General features: G+C 42.1%; 13 protein-coding genes and 2 pseudogenes. 14 read left to right on the top strand and 1 reads right to left on the bottom strand.

Going from position 1 to position 16,750, the window contains the following annotated elements; all coding sequences use genetic code 11:
• Positions 1-3 precede the first annotated feature (3 nt).
• Positions 4-330: pseudogene (locus tag AB4Y30_RS15250) on the top strand (major tail protein); the annotation flags it as partial.
• 1 nt (position 331) lies between these two features.
• A pseudogene (locus tag AB4Y30_RS15245) lies at positions 332-1,060 on the top strand (tRNA dihydrouridine synthase); the annotation flags it as partial.
• 52 nt (positions 1,061-1,112) lie between these two features.
• On the opposite strand, the gene AB4Y30_RS15240 reads toward AB4Y30_RS15245, so the two are convergent.
• On the bottom strand, positions 1,113-1,622 hold the full coding sequence (locus AB4Y30_RS15240) for an O-acetyl-ADP-ribose deacetylase (RefSeq protein ID WP_368653048.1): 510 nt from the start codon (positions 1,620-1,622) through the stop codon (positions 1,113-1,115).
• Positions 1,623-1,868: 246 nt separating this feature from the next.
• On the opposite strand from AB4Y30_RS15240, the gene AB4Y30_RS15235 reads away from it, so the two are divergent.
• The 12 genes from AB4Y30_RS15235 to vanS all read left to right on the top strand — a co-directional run bounded on the left by AB4Y30_RS15235 (position 1,869) and on the right by vanS (position 16,675).
• A complete protein-coding gene (locus AB4Y30_RS15235) occupies positions 1,869-2,045 on the top strand; it encodes a hypothetical protein (RefSeq protein ID WP_368653047.1) in 177 nt (58 codons plus the stop codon).
• A 131-nt stretch (positions 2,046-2,176) separates the two neighbouring features.
• Entirely contained in the window at positions 2,177-6,211 is a 4,035-nt protein-coding gene (locus tag AB4Y30_RS15230; protein ID WP_368653046.1) for an S-layer homology domain-containing protein, read from the top strand.
• A gap of 170 nt (positions 6,212-6,381) precedes the next feature.
• Positions 6,382-7,359, top strand: coding sequence for a serine hydrolase domain-containing protein (locus AB4Y30_RS15225; protein ID WP_368653045.1), 978 nt, complete (start codon positions 6,382-6,384; stop codon positions 7,357-7,359).
• Between the two features lie 516 nt (positions 7,360-7,875).
• Positions 7,876-9,747, top strand: a complete 1,872-nt coding sequence (locus AB4Y30_RS15220) for an S-layer homology domain-containing protein (protein WP_368653044.1) — start codon at positions 7,876-7,878, stop codon at positions 9,745-9,747.
• Between the two features lie 147 nt (positions 9,748-9,894).
• The gene (locus tag AB4Y30_RS15215; protein WP_368653043.1) at positions 9,895-10,419 is read left to right on the top strand and encodes an N-acetylmuramoyl-L-alanine amidase; all 525 of its coding nucleotides are present in this window, start codon (positions 9,895-9,897) and stop codon (positions 10,417-10,419) included.
• 179 nt (positions 10,420-10,598) lie between these two features.
• The gene (locus AB4Y30_RS15210; RefSeq protein WP_205835865.1) at positions 10,599-10,838 is read left to right on the top strand and encodes an SHOCT domain-containing protein; all 240 of its coding nucleotides are present in this window, start codon (positions 10,599-10,601) and stop codon (positions 10,836-10,838) included.
• Positions 10,839-10,899: 61 nt separating this feature from the next.
• Positions 10,900-12,459: a recombinase family protein gene (locus AB4Y30_RS15205; RefSeq protein WP_368653042.1), complete on the top strand. Its 1,560-nt coding sequence runs from the start codon at positions 10,900-10,902 to the stop codon at positions 12,457-12,459.
• Positions 12,429-12,893 (top strand): recombinase family protein, encoded by a 465-nt coding sequence (locus tag AB4Y30_RS15200; RefSeq protein WP_368653041.1) that lies wholly within the window; start codon positions 12,429-12,431, stop codon positions 12,891-12,893. The genes AB4Y30_RS15205 and AB4Y30_RS15200 overlap by 31 nt, the downstream gene beginning before the upstream one ends.
• On the top strand, positions 12,883-14,448 hold the full coding sequence (locus AB4Y30_RS15195; RefSeq protein ID WP_368653040.1) for a recombinase family protein: 1,566 nt from the start codon (positions 12,883-12,885) through the stop codon (positions 14,446-14,448). The genes AB4Y30_RS15200 and AB4Y30_RS15195 overlap by 11 nt, the downstream gene beginning before the upstream one ends.
• Before the next feature lie 141 nt (positions 14,449-14,589).
• On the top strand, positions 14,590-14,832 hold the full coding sequence (locus AB4Y30_RS15190) for a single-stranded DNA-binding protein (RefSeq protein WP_033826682.1): 243 nt from the start codon (positions 14,590-14,592) through the stop codon (positions 14,830-14,832).
• 18 nt (positions 14,833-14,850) lie between these two features.
• Entirely contained in the window at positions 14,851-15,549 is a 699-nt protein-coding gene (gene vanR, locus AB4Y30_RS15185) for a VanR-ABDEGLN family response regulator transcription factor (RefSeq protein ID WP_033826681.1), read from the top strand.
• Positions 15,539-16,675 carry a vancomycin resistance histidine kinase VanS gene (vanS, locus tag AB4Y30_RS15180; RefSeq protein ID WP_368653039.1) on the top strand — a complete coding sequence of 379 codons (1,137 nt, stop codon included), beginning with the start codon at positions 15,539-15,541 and terminating at the stop codon, positions 16,673-16,675. The genes vanR and vanS overlap by 11 nt, the downstream gene beginning before the upstream one ends.
• The last annotated feature ends 75 nt before the right edge of the window (positions 16,676-16,750 follow it).

The raw sequence follows: 16,750 nt of genomic DNA, 5'->3' as shown, positions 1-16,750 counted from the left end.
CACATGGCAACGATCGGTCTTGATAGACTGTACTATTCAAAAATAACCGAGGACACTAACGGTGAGGAAACTTATGCCCAACCTTCTGTACTTGCAAAAGCCATCACTGCTGAACTCTCGGTAGAACTGGTGGAAGCAATTCTGTATGCTGACGACGGAGCGGCTGAGGTTGTGAAAGATTTTAACAGTGGTACTCTCACTCTCGGTGTAGACGACATTGGTCCGACAGTCGCAGCGGATTTAACTGGTGCTTCTACAGATGATAACGGAGTATTAATCTCAGCCAGTGAAAACGTGGGTACACCCGTTGCAGTTGGGTTTCGTGCACAAGCCCGAATTCTTCCGGCGAATGAGTATCGGGATGGCGGAGCTGGGCTTTCAAGGCGTAGATATCAATATGGGCTGTCCAATTCCTAATGTGGCAGCAAGGGGCAAAGGTGCTGGCCTGATACGACACCCAGATGTAGCAGCAGAACTTATCCAAGCGGCTAAAGCGGGCGGGCTGCCAGTTAGTGTGAAAACAAGACTTGGATACACAGACGTTGATGAGTGGCGTAGTTGGCTAACGCATCTGCTCCAGCAGGATATTGCAAATCTGTCTATACATTTGCGTACTAGGAAGGAAATGAGTCAAGTTCCTGCGCACTGGGAGCTGATTCCAGAGATTAAAAAATTACGTGATGAGGTAGCACCAGACACCCTCCTGACTATTAATGGGGACATTCCTGACCGCACAATAGGTCTGGAGCTTTGGGAGAAGTACGGTGTTGATGGCATTATGATTGGCCGCGGGATATTTAAGAATCCGTTCGCTTTCGAACAAGAACCGAAAGAACATAGCCCGCAAGAATATTTGGAGCTTCTAAATTATCACCTGGATCTTTATGATCAATATGCGGAACAATTGCCGCTTTCTTTCTCATCACTTCAAAGGCACTTCAAAATATATGTCAAAGGCTTTCGCGGTGCTGGTGAATTAAGAAATCAGTTGATGAACACCAAGTCAACGGATGAAGTGCGCGCATTGCTTGCCGCCTCTGCACATCAATGGATGGATTAAGGTAAAAATTTATACGAGTAAGCTGATGCGGGCATTATTTTCTACAGTTTCATCACAGTTTCATTTCAGAGGGAAACAACTCCCTTGCTAACGCGATCGACTCTTCATCGAACAGAACCAAGTATACGCTCAACTCATGGTTCGATAAGAAGTCGCGAATCGTTGCAACGGCTGTTTTTAATGCTTGCTCTTTGGGATACCCGTAAGCTCCAGCCGAAATCAGAGGGAAAGCGATGCTCCTAAGTTGACGTTCTTGGGCCAATGTGAGGGAATGGCGGTAACAGTCCTGGAGCAACTTTTCCTCGTTGTAATCTCCACCGCGCCACACGGGGCCGACGGTATGAATCACATAGGAAGCGGGCAGCCTGTACCCCTTGGTGATCTTGGCGTGTCCAGTCTCGCAGCCGCCCAGTTTGCGGCACTCTTCAAGGAGTTCGGGCCCCGCTGCTCTGTGGATGGCTCCGTCCACTCCTCCTCCACCAAGTAGTGACGAATTCGCCGCGTTCACGATGGCATCTACTTGCAACTTCGTAATATCGCCTTGGATGATTTCTAATGGCATATCGACTCCCCCGCATGATAAATTCAATACATTTCCATCATAGCATGAAAACATATTGCTCTCTATTTAACTTGCAACTGATGATAAAGTTGCAATCAATGATAAATACATAACAGACAAATTTCAGCAGGATATCCTGTTAACTCGGCGAAATACAATAAACAATTCAATGGATAACAAAACCTCATATAACAACGTATTCAGAAATGGAATTGTTTCATAGCATGGGAAGGAAGCATGAATTTCATGAATAAACAATGGTCAGAAATGAATAAAAGAATGCAGACACAATTAAATAAAACATCCTTCCCGGAAGGAATGAAGACCCTTTTGCAGCTTCGGGAAATACCTAGATCATGCATATTGAAGCCAGTATTCGTATTAAGAATCGGATTTCGTGAAAAATGTGACCGCAGTAACTAGTGGTTTCCGATGCTAGCCGATAAATTAAGTAGTAGAATAGCGGCTCCTCAGCATTTCAAAAGAGGAGTGATCGTTCGTGATGGTGTCCTGCCAGGACATGCGAATCATATCAACTAAGGGGGATCACAGTGATGAAGGTTACATTTTTCGATGGCAAGCTTGCGGCCATGCTGTTATGCGTGTTGGCATTGACGTTGTTTGCCGTGCCGGTGGAATCGGTCAAGGCAAGCATGAATATCGAATTCAATGCATCAGATCATGTCCGCAAGTATGTGGAGATGGGCGGAAGAAAGTGGATCGTGGTCGATGTAGTTGATGGAAAACCATACTTAATGATGGATTCCATTTATAAGAAAAGGCAATGGCACACCTTTAATGATAATAGGAATGCGAACCAAATATTCGGATTTTTGAATGATGAATTTGATCAGATCATTACTGCTGAGGAAGATCGGGATTTGATTGCGGAGACAGAATGGCAAATTCGTAGTATGGAACCGGCTAAATATAACACTGAATATGACACGGCAGGAGGCAGTGATATATATCCTCTTTCAATTACGCAAAAGCTGGGTTTACCTTCACATAAGGATAACTCATTGTGCTCCAATTTTCAGCCAGTGTTGAGCAGCACTGCTGTTTGGACGCGCACACCTAGCTATTATAATACCGTGCAAATTATTGCTACGCGAAGTTCAGGCGCTGGGTGCGGGTTCGACACTCCTAATGCAAACAATTCTACCATCGGAGTTCAGCCTGTTCTATATTTGAAAGATTCGGTGAGAATCAGAGGAGGGACGGGGAGCAATACGAATCCGTATGTGCTCTCGGTGACGAGTGACCCGACAGGAGCAAATATTATTGAAGCCAATGGAACAACCAACGAAGTAACTGTACAGAACGTACCGGCTTATATAACAGTCAACGTGTATGCGGCCGACGGCACGACGCTGATCGGTTCAAATAAGAACGGAAGCAGCCCGGGCACGGTGACCGTATCGGTCAGCAAAGACTTGCGTTGGAAAGACAAGGTATATGTGACCTTTACCCAGCCTGGTAAGGCGGAAAGTGGCCAGGTGGAAGCGACCGTTATCGATGTCGATCCACCAACATTCGATATTGAAGTGCCATCGACGCCATCAAATACGAATGTAACAGTAACGGTAAATGTAAAGGACGCAAGCGACATCGTAGAATTTAATTGGGCGATGGGAATTCGAGATATTCATTACTTCCGTACTGGATCTGGAGATGACATCGAGGGCAACTCATTTGTTGTGACCGAAAACGGTAACTATACCGTATATGCCAAAGACGCTGCCGGATATGATGCGGTGGAATCTATGACAATTACCACCATTGATAGAGACCCTCCGGAGTTATCAGACGTGTATATCTCTTCGAGCAACTTGAACCCGGCGCTGGCAAAAGTCGGTGATGAGATTGTGCTGACGTTCAAGGCTTCTGAAGCACTTAGTGGCCTACCACAGGTGACCATATCCGGACAAACGGCAACCATTGCGGATATGGGTGGCTTGGAGTATCAGGCTACATACACCATGCAGGAAACAGACCCGGAAGGAGTTATCAAGTTCACCATTCACTATCGCGATCTGGCTGGCAACGTGGGGTTAGGGGTGACTTCAACCAGCGACGGCTTCGAGATTCGGTTTGTTCGGACACCTCCGGCCAAGCCAACGTTTTCAGCCGATATAACGGTGCCCACACAGAGTAATGTAAAGGTAACGATTGTGTGCCCAGAGGAAGAGGATGTAAGCCATTGTGAGTACCGAACCGAGGATGACGTTTCATGGACGGCGTATGCCCAGCCGATAGAGATGAACGAGAACGGCACCATCTATGCTCGTGCTGTGGATGAAGCAGGGAATGTAAGTGATATTGCTGAATATACCGTCGATAATATTGACCGTGATCCTCCATCTGCACCAACGCTTTCAGCCGATATTACAGTGCCCACGAAAGAAACCGTTAAGGTAACGGTCGGTTGCCCAGGGGATGCAGATTATTGTGAGTATCGAATCGAGGATGACGCTTCATGGACGGTGTATGTCCAGCCGATTGAAATGAATGAGAACGGCACCATCTATGCCCGAGCTGTAGATGAAGCAGGAAATGTAAGTGGTATTGCTGAATATACCGTCGATAATATTGACCATGAGCCGCCGACTGTCTTTGACGTCTCGATCACGTCCAGCAATGACAACCGTGAGTGGGCGAAAGTCGGCGATGTGATCTCGCTGACATTTAAAGCATCAGAGACGTTGGCTGCTTTGCCGGTCGTCACCATCGCCGAGCAACCAGCAGCTGTCACATCTTTGGGCTCTGATGCTTACCAAGCGACGTACACGATGCAAGGAACCGAGATTGAGGACGTTGTAGCATTTACGATCGATTACACAGACTTGGCAGGTCATGACGGTGCCCAAATTACAACGACAGCGGACGGATCGCAAGTGAAATTCGACCGCACGCCACCAGCATCTGCGACCTTACATCCTGATAACTCAGGGCCGACCAATCAAGACGTCACCGTCACGATTGTCTACCCGGGGGACGCCTACTTGCGACAATACCGAATGAGTGAAGAAGAACCATGGCAGGAGTATAAGGACCCGGTCGTCCTGAGTGAGAACGGAACCGTGTACGCCCGATCGATCGATGAGGCAGGTAATGTGAGTGACGAAGCGACTTATGTGGTGAGCAACATCGATAAAGATAAGCCGATTATCGAGCCGGCTGTTTTCAATCCGGATAAGCTGACGAATCAGAATGTAACCGTAACTGTAGCCGTATACGATCAGTCAAGTGGCATTGTCGATACGAGATGGACGATCGGCGAGCAGCCAGTAGAATATTTTGATTTGGGCGGCACATCGTTTGATGGCTCCTTCGTCGTAAAGATGAACGGTACCTACACGATCTACGCGCTTGATGAAGCTGGAAATCAAGCTGTTGCATCGTTTACAGTCTCTCATATTTTCAGAGAAAAGCCGGACATTACGCTAACTGCCATGCCTACTGATCCGACGAACAGTTCGGTGTCGGTGACGGTGTCTGTCTATGCACAGCATGGGATTGAGGTGCAGAAGTATGACTTCGGACAGCATCCGCTCGAATATTTTGCAACAAGTGGAGAAACGCTCGGGTCAGACCCGATTGAAATGAAGGATAACGGTTGGGTGTCGGTGTATGTCCGAGATTATGCCGGAAACGAAGCAGTAGAATATTTGGAAATTACAAACATCGACCGGGATAAGCCAGTTATCCAATTGATTGGTCTTGACCGGATGCAGATTCCAAGGGGCGGTGTGTTCACAGATCCGGGGGCAACCGCTTGGGATGAACAGGACGGTGACCTAAGTGCGGCGATCGTAGTAAGCGGAGATGTGGTGAATTCAAATCTATCAGGCACGTACCAATTGGAGTACCGGGTTGCGGATCGTGCCGGCAATGAAGCAGATCCGGTCATACGCACCGTAATCGTATATAGTCCAAGCAGCAATGATAGCAAGACGATAAGCCCGATTCGGACGAATAAGCCGGATGAATCGGATAAGCCAGATGTGACGGATGAGATCGAAGCGGATGAAGAGGAATTACAGCCTCTGAACCTCACCGATATTGAAAACCACTGGGCGCAAGAAGCCATGCAACAATTATCCGCTCGCGGGATTATATCCGGTTATCCGGACGGCACCTTCCGGCCAGACAATCCGATCACCCGTGCGGAATTTCTCGTGATGCTGATGCGTCTCCTGGGACCGGAAGAAGAGGAAGCCGAACTCGCCTTCGTTGATCGCGAGCATATCGGCTCGTGGGCAGAACGGGCAATAGCACAGGCATTGAAGCTCGGCATCGTGCAAGGGTATGGAGATGGAAGCTTCAGAGCGCACCAGCAAATTACGCGAACGGAAATGTCCGTGATGATTGCCAGGGCGATCGGTCTCAGCGAAGAGACGGTGGAGCACACCCGGTTCGAGGATGATGAGGACATCCCTTCCTGGGCGAAAGCCGCAGTAGAAGCGATGCGTAAGCAAGAGATTATTCAGGGCAGAGGGAATAACCAGTTCGTTCCGAATGCGTCTGCCACCCGTGCTGAAGCTGCCATGATCATGCTCCGTATCATCAGCATTATTGAATCGTGATGATTATACTACCATACTTACAAATCTGGGGATGCGAGTCATTCGCACCCTCGATTTTTTTGGTGCCATCACATGGTTGCAAATTTTTTTATATTGACATAGTCTTGCTATACATATCATCATTTGACAATTTTCATAGAGAATAATCAAGAATGGGGACTATGTGAAATATGGATTTATATGAAATTGTGAAACAAAACTATCCAAACATTTGTCAGATCGTAGCCAGTAAAGGTGGCAGGGTATTGTACAAACAATCCTTGAATAATTACAGCTCTGAACACCACTTACATGTTGCTTCCGTCACCAAGAGTATCATTTCATTGTTGATTGGCATTGCAATAGATCAAAATCTCATGGAAAGCGTTGAGACGAGGATTTTAGATTTTTTCCCTGAATATAAGGTGAAGCGGGGCGAAAAAACGATCCAAGAAGTAACGCTGCATCATTTGCTTACGATGACGGCCCCATTCAAATTCAAGTCGGAGCCTTGGACGAAGGTATGCTCATCTAAAGATTGGACGCAGGAAGTTTTGGATTTGTTGGGAGGGCGTAAAGGGGTAACTGGCCAATTTCACTATACGACATTGGGCATTCATATATTAAGCGAGATCCTGACTCGTGCAAGCGCAATGAGTACAATTGACTTTGCCAATACATATTTATTTGAGCCATTAGGTATCGAACCACGGTCTGGTATTACCGTGCAAAATAAAGAAGAACATATCCAATTTATAACTTCTAAGAGTCCTAAAGATAAGGTCTGGCTATGCGATCCGCAAGGGACAGCGGTAGCAGGCTTCGGGTTATGTCTATCCGCTGATGAAATGTTAAAAATCGGTCAAATGTGTCTGAATGATGGAATGTATCAACAACAGAGGATTGTGTCTGAGGAATGGTTCACGCACATGCTTTCTCCCAAACAATCATGTGGCGAAAAGTTCATCTCTATGCAATATGGTTTTCTGTGGTGGGTTCACGATGCGGAGAAGGGGATCGTGTCAGCAATGGGAGATGGCGGGAATATCATCTACGTGAATAAAAGTATAGATTTGGTTGTGTCCATTGCTTCCACATTCAAACCGCGAGTGTTTGATCGAGTGGCCTTTATCCAAAAACATATAGAGCCACTAGCAAGCTTATCGTAATCGGCATTATCGTCAAACGTTTAGTTGAGAGGTGTGTTCGGTGACGGTGTCTCGCCAGCCATGCCCGTGCCGAATAGCGGAACAGAAAATTCCGCTATTCGAGGAAAAGAGCGGTTTTACGCGAAATAAGGGAAGCCAAAGTTCCGCTATAAGCTGGAATTTGGCAATTTCACTGCGATTTCGGCCGAAATTTCCGATATAGAGGAAATTCCACTTCCGCTATTTCACGGAAATCGCCCAAAATGAGCAAATAAGAGAAATTTTACTTCCGTTATTACAGTTATTACACAAGAACCGAATGACGGAGGTGCGTAAATGAGCGTAATTAGCCGGGAGATGCACATAAAGTCGCGAGTGAGTAAGTCATTGGTTGCAGCGGAGGAAACTTGGAAGCGATGTAAAATGTTGAAATAACATTTTAGGATTTTTATACTAGAGGAGATGATGTCGATTGACCTGTAATGGTCGCTATCAGCCGAGCCGAATGATTTAAAACACAACACAGAGGAGAGGAAAATGAAAAAAATACTGATTACCGGAATGCTCCTATTCGCATTATGTATTGGACATCCTGTTATTGCTACTGGTTCGACGAATGACGAAGAAGTGAATTTCCAGGATATTCAGGGACATTGGGCGCAATCCGACATCGAACTCATCGTCCAAACAGGTGCTCTTGCAGGGTATCCTGATGGCACATTTAAGCCGAACGAAAGCATCTCAAGGGCACAATTTAGTAAAATATTAGGGAGCTTAATGGATGTATCAAGCGAGAATCCAGCTTTCACGGATATCGCAGGACATTGGGCACAATCGTACATTAGCGGGCTTGTTGATAAAGGGGTTATACTACCGAGTGAATATCCCCATGGATATGCTCCGAATGCAGCGATTACGAGATTAGAGATGAGCCAAATGATCAGCAGAGCTTTGGCTACAGAACACTCAGTTTGGCAAGAAGCATTGCATGAACTGCAGCAAATGAAGTATATAAAATTACCTTTTACAGATGGAATACATCTGGCGAGTGCGGACAAACCGTATGTCGCATTAGCTAGTGGTTCGGGCATCGTTAACGGTTTGACAGATGGATCATTTCGCGCTGATGGTTTAGCAACGAGAGCAGAAGCAGCTGTTATGCTCGCCCGATATTTACAAGCTAGAGAAACGGCTCCCGACATCAGCACTTTAGTCGCCAAATTCGAAGGGAAGCCGACCATTTATGAAATGCTGCAGAAGCCCAATATTCAATTGGAGCAAGTCCGCTATCAGATCGTCTATCATGCATCCAGCGAAACGCAAACATACACACAACCATTCCATGATTTGATATGGGATGGAGAAAAATATATTGCACTTGGGGACGTAGGAAGATACCATGTGCCGCATGTGTTCATCTCCACCGACGGTGTAAATTGGGAGGATCAAGGCCCTATTCCTGTTTTCGGTCTCAGCAAACTAATTTACGACGGTTCTAAGTATATGGCAGTGGGAGATTTTACACCCGTGGGCAATTCGGCAACGATGTACTATGTCGACGAGAATGGTGAACGAAAGCTGTATGAAGGAAACGGACGAAACGAATTTGACTTATTAGGGACTGATCAAATTAACGTGGCCGCTTCAAAGGACGGGTCAAACTGGGAGGTCATATCGGGATACCATGAGCCTGGAACTGGAGGCTCCTCCAGGTCACCGGACATTTTCCTTTTTGAAAAAGATGGGTTGATTGTCCTGTTACATAGCATGAGGGCGTTCTTCTCATCAAATGGAGAAGATTTCACAAGCGAGACGAAGTACACGATTACCGATCCTCGTAACGTAACACCTCCGGGATACAATTACTTAGGCAAGGGCACAAGTCTCACTACTGGCGACCAGAAATTAGCCTTCGACGGTAAGGCGTATTATAACACCATATCAGACTATTTTGGATTCGGGATCATCCGCTCAACGGACGTGATCAACTGGGAATTTGTCTATTTTGATCCGCGTACAGATTTTGAGAACTTTCATTTCCATGCGCATCGAATTTTTATAAATGACGGCAAATATTATGTCATAAATGGCGACAAAATAGTGGTATCTGATGACGGCATAAACTGGAGAAGCGAAACATTCGAAGCGAGTGACATGTTCACAAATGGTCATTCTTATTCATCTCGAGCAATCTATTATAAGGGCTACTATTTTATGAAGAAGGTTATGTCCCATGAGCCTACCTTGTATGTGACCAAAGATTTTAAAGAGTTTAGCGAAATTAAAGCGGCAGATTATGATCAAAGTTTCTCGCTATATGAAAGGGAGCAAATCCTATATGTCGACGACAACTATATCTTTACAACATTCAATGTGTACACTTTAGTCGAATCCGAGGACCATTCTTAATAGATCAATAAGGCTGATGGAGTATTAAGCTTCATCGGCCTTATTGTTTTTAGCGGAGACTAAGAAAACATTCGCTCGTTAAGATGAATTGACACGGCATATCCAGCCCCATATAATACATATAGGGGTATAAGTATAATAATATTAATGATAAAGAGAGGCCGTCAAGTATGTGTCCATGCCTTTATTGGTAAATTAGCAGATGGTTCCATTGCAACCTATCAAACATTGCCTTGGAATCACCGAGGTTGGCATGCTGGAGGAACTGCAAACAATTCTCATATTGGATTTGAAATTTGCGAGGACGGTTTGACCGATGCCTCGTATTTTTCTGCTGTTTACAAGGAAGCCTTGGAGCTTTGTGTATATCTTTGCAAACTCTATGGGTTTAGTGAAAAAGATATCATCTGTCACAGCGAAGGTTATAAACAGGGCATTGCCAGTAACCATGGCGATGTGATGCACTGGTTCCCTAAACATGGGAAGAGCATGGACACCTTTCGAGCGGATGTGAAGAAACTATTAAGTGCTGAAAATAAACCAGTAGACTCTGTGAAAAAGAAATATTATCGAGTGCAGATCGGTGCTTATTCTGACAGTGCAAATGCTGAGGCACAGCTTGCTAAAGCTAAAAAGGCAGGCTTTACGGATGCATTTATTAAGTATGATTAACAAATGGGGCGAGTTAAAAATCATCGAGATTCCTGAATAAAATATTAAACTGTTAGATTATCTAGCCTGTAGGGGTTCTTCCCTTGCAGGCTCTTTTTTTATGCTCTGATTCAAATTAAATTTTACAAATCCTCAACTTCGACCTGTTCCCACGGCTATTAGGTAGGAGGTGATTCTTAGTGAATCAGCACGAGGATAAAAAAGTTACTAAGATCTCGGATGAGGTTGTAGACAAAAGCACCACCGTACTTAAGAGAGTATCACAGGAACAGTTACAACGTGAGTTTGATTATATCCAAGCAGAAAAATTGCTGAGAAAGATGCTTCAAAAAGGTTTAATAACGGAGGCAGAATTCAACAAGATAGACGCACTCAACCGCCAAACTTTCTCTCCTTTTTTAGCAGAGATAATGCCCTGAAGTCGTTGATATATAAGGGTTTCAGAGGTAATATGTGACCTACCAAGAAGGAGGTGAGGCGATGAAAAAGATAACGAAAATAGAAGGAAATAAGGTTGCATCGATTATCAAACCTAAACTACGAGTGGCCGCATACTGTCGTGTTTCTACGGGTAGTGATGAACAGTTAGTAAGTCTACAAGCACAAAAATCCCATTATGAGACTTACATAAAGGCAAACCCAGAATGGGAGTATGTTGGCTTGTATTATGATGAGGGAATTAGTGGCACCAAAAAAGAAAACCGAACGGAACTTCTCAGAATGCTGTCAGATTGTGAAAATAAGAAGATTGACTTAATTATTACAAAGTCCATTAGTAGGTTTGCGAGAAACACTACGGATTGTTTGGAGATGGTTCGTAAACTGTTGGACCTAGGGATTTATATCTATTTCGAAAAAGAAAATATCAATACCCAATCAATGGAAAGTGAGTTGATGCTTTCTATATTAAGCGGGCTTGCAGAAAGTGAGTCAATCTCCATTTCAGAAAATAACAAGTGGGCAATTCAAAAGAGATTTCAGAACGGAACTTTTAAGATTTCATACCCACCATATGGTTATGACAACATTGACGGTCAAATGGTGGTAAATCCTGAGCAAGCTGAAATTGTAAAGTATATTTTCGCAGAAGTATTATCAGGCAAGGGTACACAGAAAATAGCAGATGATCTTAATCAAAAGGGTATCCCCTCTAAAAGAGGCGGCCGTTGGACGGCTACGACAATTCGAGGAATTCTAAAAAATGAGAAATATACCGGGGATGTTATACTGCAAAAAACCTATACAGATTCCCGTTTTAATAAGCGCACCAATTATGGTGAGAAAAACAGATATTTAATAGAAAATCACCATGAGGCAATTATCAGCCATGAAGTGTTTGAAGCAGTAGAGGCTGCCTTAAATCAAAGGGCAAAAGAAAAGGGAATAGAAAAGCGTAATGATAAGTACCAAAACCGGTATTCTTTCTCCGGAAAAATTATTTGCTCGGAATGTGGTAGCACCTTTAAAAGACGAATTCATTCATCCGGCACAAGAAAATATGTAGCCTGGTGTTGTAGTAAACACTTAAAGCAGATAACAGAATGTTCAATGCAGTTTATTCGAGATGAGGATATAAAGAAGGCCTTTGCTACTATGATTAACAAGCTGATTTTCGGTAGAAAACTTATTCTACAACCACTATTAGATGCTTTGCGTGGAATGAGCAACTCAGATAACCTTTCAAGAATTCAGGAATTAGAGAGGCAAATTGAAAAAAATGCAGAACAGAGAGAACTGCTTGTAAAGCTTATGGCAAAGGGTTATCTAGAACCTGCCCTTTTTAACAGAGAAAACAATGAACTGCAAATGGAAGCAGATAATTATATGGAGCAAAAAGAAGCTTTAATTCATGCTTTAAATGGAGAATTATCAAAGGTGCAGGAAGTAAGCAACTTAATAAAGTTTACTAATAAGGCTAAAATGATAAATTCATTTAACGACCAACTTTTCAATGATTATGTTGAAAAAATTATCGTTTTCTCAAGGGTAGAGATAGGTTTTGTTCTGAAATGTGGAATCACACTAAGGGAAAGGATGTGAGAAAAGTGGCGCATACGCCTTATGGCTATAGGATAGAGAATGGAATAGCAGTTATCGATGAAGAAAAAGCTGAAAAGGTTAGGAATTTGTATAAGGGTTACTTATCAGGCCTTTCCTTATCGGTCGCGGCAAAGACTGCTGGAATAGATGCTTATCATGGAACTGCTGGAAGGATGCTAAGAAATGAACGTTATCTTGGTGATGATTATTACCCTGCCATCATTGATAAAGAGACATACGAAAGAGCAGAAGCAGAGAGGGTAAAGAGAGCGAAAAAGCTAGGAAGAATCTTTGAACCCAAGATAGAAGATAAACCTACTATTTCTAAGAAATTTACCATAGGACAAGTAGTTCAGAAGTATACAAATCCTTTTACACAAGCGGAATTTGTATATAGCTTAATAGAAAGTGAGGTGCAGCAAGATGGCAGTTAATAAAAATGTAATGATTATACCTGCAATAAAACGTGTAGGCAACAATCGAAAAGAAGATGAAACACCAAAACTTCGGGTCGCTGCTTATTGCAGAGTTTCTACAGATAGTGATGAGCAGGCTAGTAGTTACGAAGTGCAGATTGAACACTATACAGAGTTTATCAAGAAGAATTCAGAGTGGGAATTTGCAGGGATCTTTGCTGATGATGGTATCAGCGGCACAAATACAAAAAATCGCGACGAATTTAATCGAATGATTGATGAGTGCATGGCTGGGAAAATTGATATGGTTATTACCAAATCAATAAGCCGATTTGCTAGAAATACCTTGGACTGTCTACAATACATCAGAAAACTTAAAGATAAAAATGTTGCGGTATATTTTGAGAAAGAAAATATCAATACACTGGATGCCAAAGGTGAAATTATGCTTACCATTATGGCATCCTTAGCGCAACAAGAGAGCCAGTCATTAAGCCAGAATGTAAAGCTTGGCTATCAATACCGATACCAACAGGGAGAGGTAATGGTCAATTGTTCTAGGTTTTTAGGATATACCAAAGATGAAAATAAGCGATTAGTAATTGTGCCGGAGGAAGCTGAAATAGTCAAAAGGATTTACCGAGAGTATCTTGAAGGCTCAAGTATGGATAAAATCAAAAAAGGACTTGAAGCTGATGGCATACTTACAGGTGCGGGGAAAAAAAGGTGGCATACCAGTACTATAAGGAAAATATTAAGCAATGAAAAATACATTGGTGATGCATTGCTCCAAAAAACTTATACGGTAGATTTTCTTACAAAAAAGAGGGTTGTGAATAACGGAATCGTACCTCAGTATTATGTAGAGAATAACCATGAAGCCATTATCCCACGTGAAATTTTCATGCAGGTACAAGAAGAGTTAGTTCGTAGAAGTAGAGGACATATAAGTACTAGTGGAAAGAAAAGAAACTTTAGTTCAAATCATGTATTTTCGCAAATTATCTTCTGCGGAGAGTGTGGTGAAATATACCGTAGAGTTCATTGGAATAACAGAGGCAAAAAATCGATTGTTTGGAGATGCGTCAGTAGACTTGAGAATACAGGGTTAACTTGTCATTCCCGAACCGTGCTGGAGGATATGATAGGTCTTGCTACGGTGGATGCAATTAATAAGCTACTTGGACAAAAAGATGACCTTTTGGTTACTTTAAAGAAAAATATAGAAACAGTAATAAGTGAAACAGACAATAATATTGTCGCCGAGATAGATAAAAAGCTAGAGGAATTACAAAAAGACCTTTTGAGACTGGCCAATTCCAAAGAAGATTATAACGATATAGCCGATGAGATTTATAGGCTCAGAGAGGAAAGGCATAAGGCTTTAGCAGAAGAAGCTGGCAAAAAAGGCTCCAAGCAAAGGCTAGAAGATATGGAAAAATTCCTAAATGAACAATCCACCCTCCTTGAGGAGTATGATGAGCAACTAGTAAGGAGACTTATAGAGAAAATAACGGTCTATGATGGTAAACTAACTATTGAATTTAAATCTGGTGTAGAAGTAGATGTATAAACATAACCTTCATGAATGACCACCATTCAGGAGATATATTCTCTTGATTGGTGGTTTTCTTCGTATTGACTGGAATTGGTAAAAAGCATATAATCTTATTGACAATGTTGTTTATATTGTTATTGATAAGGAGATGACAACATGAGTGATGTTAATGAGCTACTAGAAGAAGCTATTAAGGAAACTGAAAACTTGAATGAAGGTGAAGTCTTTCTTGTTAAAGACCTGTTCAAGGGTTATGTATGGAATAGAATACCCAGAAAGGATCGACTTTTGCTTGGGACTTTATTTTTAAACTACGTAAATAAAATGGAAGGTAATATAAAAGCTATTGAAAAGACTTCATCTAATCAGCAGAGGTATAAAAAGACAATTGGCAAGTAGAAAGAAGGGAAAAAATTTATGAGTATCAATATTTTAGTTGTCGACGATGAACAAGCTATAGCAGATCTAATTGAAGTTTATCTGAAAAATGAAGGTTTTACAGTTTACAAATTTTATAACGGTCAAGATGCGTTACGATGTGTTGATTCAAAACAGTTGGAGCTTGCGATACTTGATGTTATGCTACCAGATATTGACGGTTTTACTATATGTCAGAAAATTAGGGAAAAGCATAATTTTCCAATTATCATGCTGACAGCCAAAGAAGAAGAAATCGATAAGATTACCGGACTGACATTAGGTGCTGATGACTATATCACTAAACCATTCCGTCCTTTAGAACTAGTTGCTCGTGTAAAGGCGCAGCTCAGGAGATTTACCAAATATAATTCTCCAGAGAAAAAGCAGGAAGAACACCTGATTGCTTTTTCCGGATTGGTATTGGACATAAAGAGCCATGAATGTACACTGAATGAAAAAAAGTTATCTCTCACTCCTACAGAGTTTTCAATTCTTTGGGTTCTTTGTTCCAATCGAGGACGAGTGGTAAGCTCTGAAGAATTGTTTCGCAAGGTATGGGGAGACAAGTACTTTAGTAACAGCAATAATACGGTAATGGTTCATATTCGGCATTTAAGAGAAAAAATGGGCGATAGTGCGGAACATCCAAAATATATAAAAACGGTATGGGGAGTTGGCTATAAAATTGAAAAGTAACAGAGGTAAGAGAAGGGATTATTATGCAAAATTAAAAGGGAAAATATTTTTTCGAATGCTCCTTACTGTTTTTGCCACAGTCGCAACTGTTATTTTCTTGCGTTTTGTAATTCAAGACAACCTCAGTGTTGGAGAGAGCATTGTAGAATTTTTAAAGAATAAGTTTTACTTGAGTGAAAGCGATGCTGTAATAATTTATCGGTATACATTTCTTTATAATGAAGATATTATCACACTTATTGTGATTACCATATTCTTAGTTATTTTGCTTAGATTTTCAATTTCTTGGTTTACTAAATATTTCGATGAAGTAATTAACGCAATGGATAAACTTGTTGAAGAATCCGATAATGAAATTACATTATCACCGGAATTGGATTTTATGGAAATTAAGATTAATCAGATAAAAAACAACTTGGAAAAACAAAAAAAAGCTGCACTTGATGCCGAGCAGCGCAAAAATGATTTGGTCGTTTACTTGGCTCATGATATAAAGACACCTCTGACCTCCGTTATAGGATACTTAAATCTACTGGATGAGGCTCCTGATATGCCACCTGAACAGAAGGCAAAATATATCGGAATTACCTTGGAAAAAGCTTATCGATTAGAACACCTTATCAATGAGTTTTTTGAGATCACAAGGTTCAATCTTCAAACTATTGTTTTGAATAAAGAAAAAATAAATTTACTGTTCATGCTCCAGCAGATGGCAGATGAATTCTATCCGATGCTGACTCCACAGGGAAAGAAGGTATCTGTCAATGTACCTGACGGACTCACTCTGTGGGGAGACGCAGACAAACTAGCCCGTGTGTTCAATAATATTCTGAAAAATGCCATAGCCTATAGCGATGAAAATAGTGTCATTGACATTTCTGCAGAGCAACAGGATAAAAATATTGTTATAACGTTTATGAATCAGGGAGATCCAATCCCACAGACAAAACTTGATACTATTTTTGAAAAATTTTACCGATTAGATTCTGCTCGTTCCACAAATACTGGTGGAGCAGGGCTAGGTTTGGCAATCGCAAAAGAAATTGTCACAGCTCACGGTGGGACGATTTCTGTAGAAAGCAATTCGGAAAATACAATATTTACAGTAAAACTTCCATTGCTTTAAGAAAATATTAAGAAATTCATAAGATGAAATTCCAACATAGCTCCTTGTCCTGTGTTTAAATAATACTATCATCGC

The sequence above is a fragment of the Ornithinibacillus sp. 4-3 genome (genome assembly GCF_040958695.1).
In the GTDB taxonomy this organism is placed as follows: Bacteria; Bacillota; Bacilli; order Bacillales; family Amphibacillaceae; genus CALAMD01.
Note: the sequence above shows the minus strand (reverse complement) of the source record. Positions and strands in the feature narration are given on the sequence as shown.

What these genes read in the sequence shown, in the direction of transcription:
- AB4Y30_RS15225 (WP_368653045.1), top strand. Translation starts at nt 6,382, where the DNA reads ATGGATTTATATGAAATTGTGAAACAAAACTATCCAAACATTTGTCAG.
- AB4Y30_RS15200 (WP_368653041.1), top strand. Translation starts at nt 12,429, where the DNA reads ATGTGGAATCACACTAAGGGAAAGGATGTGAGAAAAGTGGCGCATACG.
- AB4Y30_RS15235 (WP_368653047.1), top strand. Translation starts at nt 1,869, where the DNA reads ATGAATAAACAATGGTCAGAAATGAATAAAAGAATGCAGACACAATTA.
- AB4Y30_RS15220 (WP_368653044.1), top strand. Translation starts at nt 7,876, where the DNA reads ATGAAAAAAATACTGATTACCGGAATGCTCCTATTCGCATTATGTATT.
- AB4Y30_RS15230 (WP_368653046.1), top strand. Translation starts at nt 2,177, where the DNA reads ATGAAGGTTACATTTTTCGATGGCAAGCTTGCGGCCATGCTGTTATGC.
- vanR (WP_033826681.1), top strand. Translation starts at nt 14,851, where the DNA reads ATGAGTATCAATATTTTAGTTGTCGACGATGAACAAGCTATAGCAGAT.
- AB4Y30_RS15195 (WP_368653040.1), top strand. Translation starts at nt 12,883, where the DNA reads ATGGCAGTTAATAAAAATGTAATGATTATACCTGCAATAAAACGTGTA.
- AB4Y30_RS15205 (WP_368653042.1), top strand. Translation starts at nt 10,900, where the DNA reads ATGAAAAAGATAACGAAAATAGAAGGAAATAAGGTTGCATCGATTATC.
- AB4Y30_RS15240 (WP_368653048.1), bottom strand. Translation starts at nt 1,622, where the DNA reads ATGCCATTAGAAATCATCCAAGGCGATATTACGAAGTTGCAAGTAGAT.
- AB4Y30_RS15215 (WP_368653043.1), top strand. Translation starts at nt 9,895, where the DNA reads ATGATAAAGAGAGGCCGTCAAGTATGTGTCCATGCCTTTATTGGTAAA.
- AB4Y30_RS15190 (WP_033826682.1), top strand. Translation starts at nt 14,590, where the DNA reads ATGAGTGATGTTAATGAGCTACTAGAAGAAGCTATTAAGGAAACTGAA.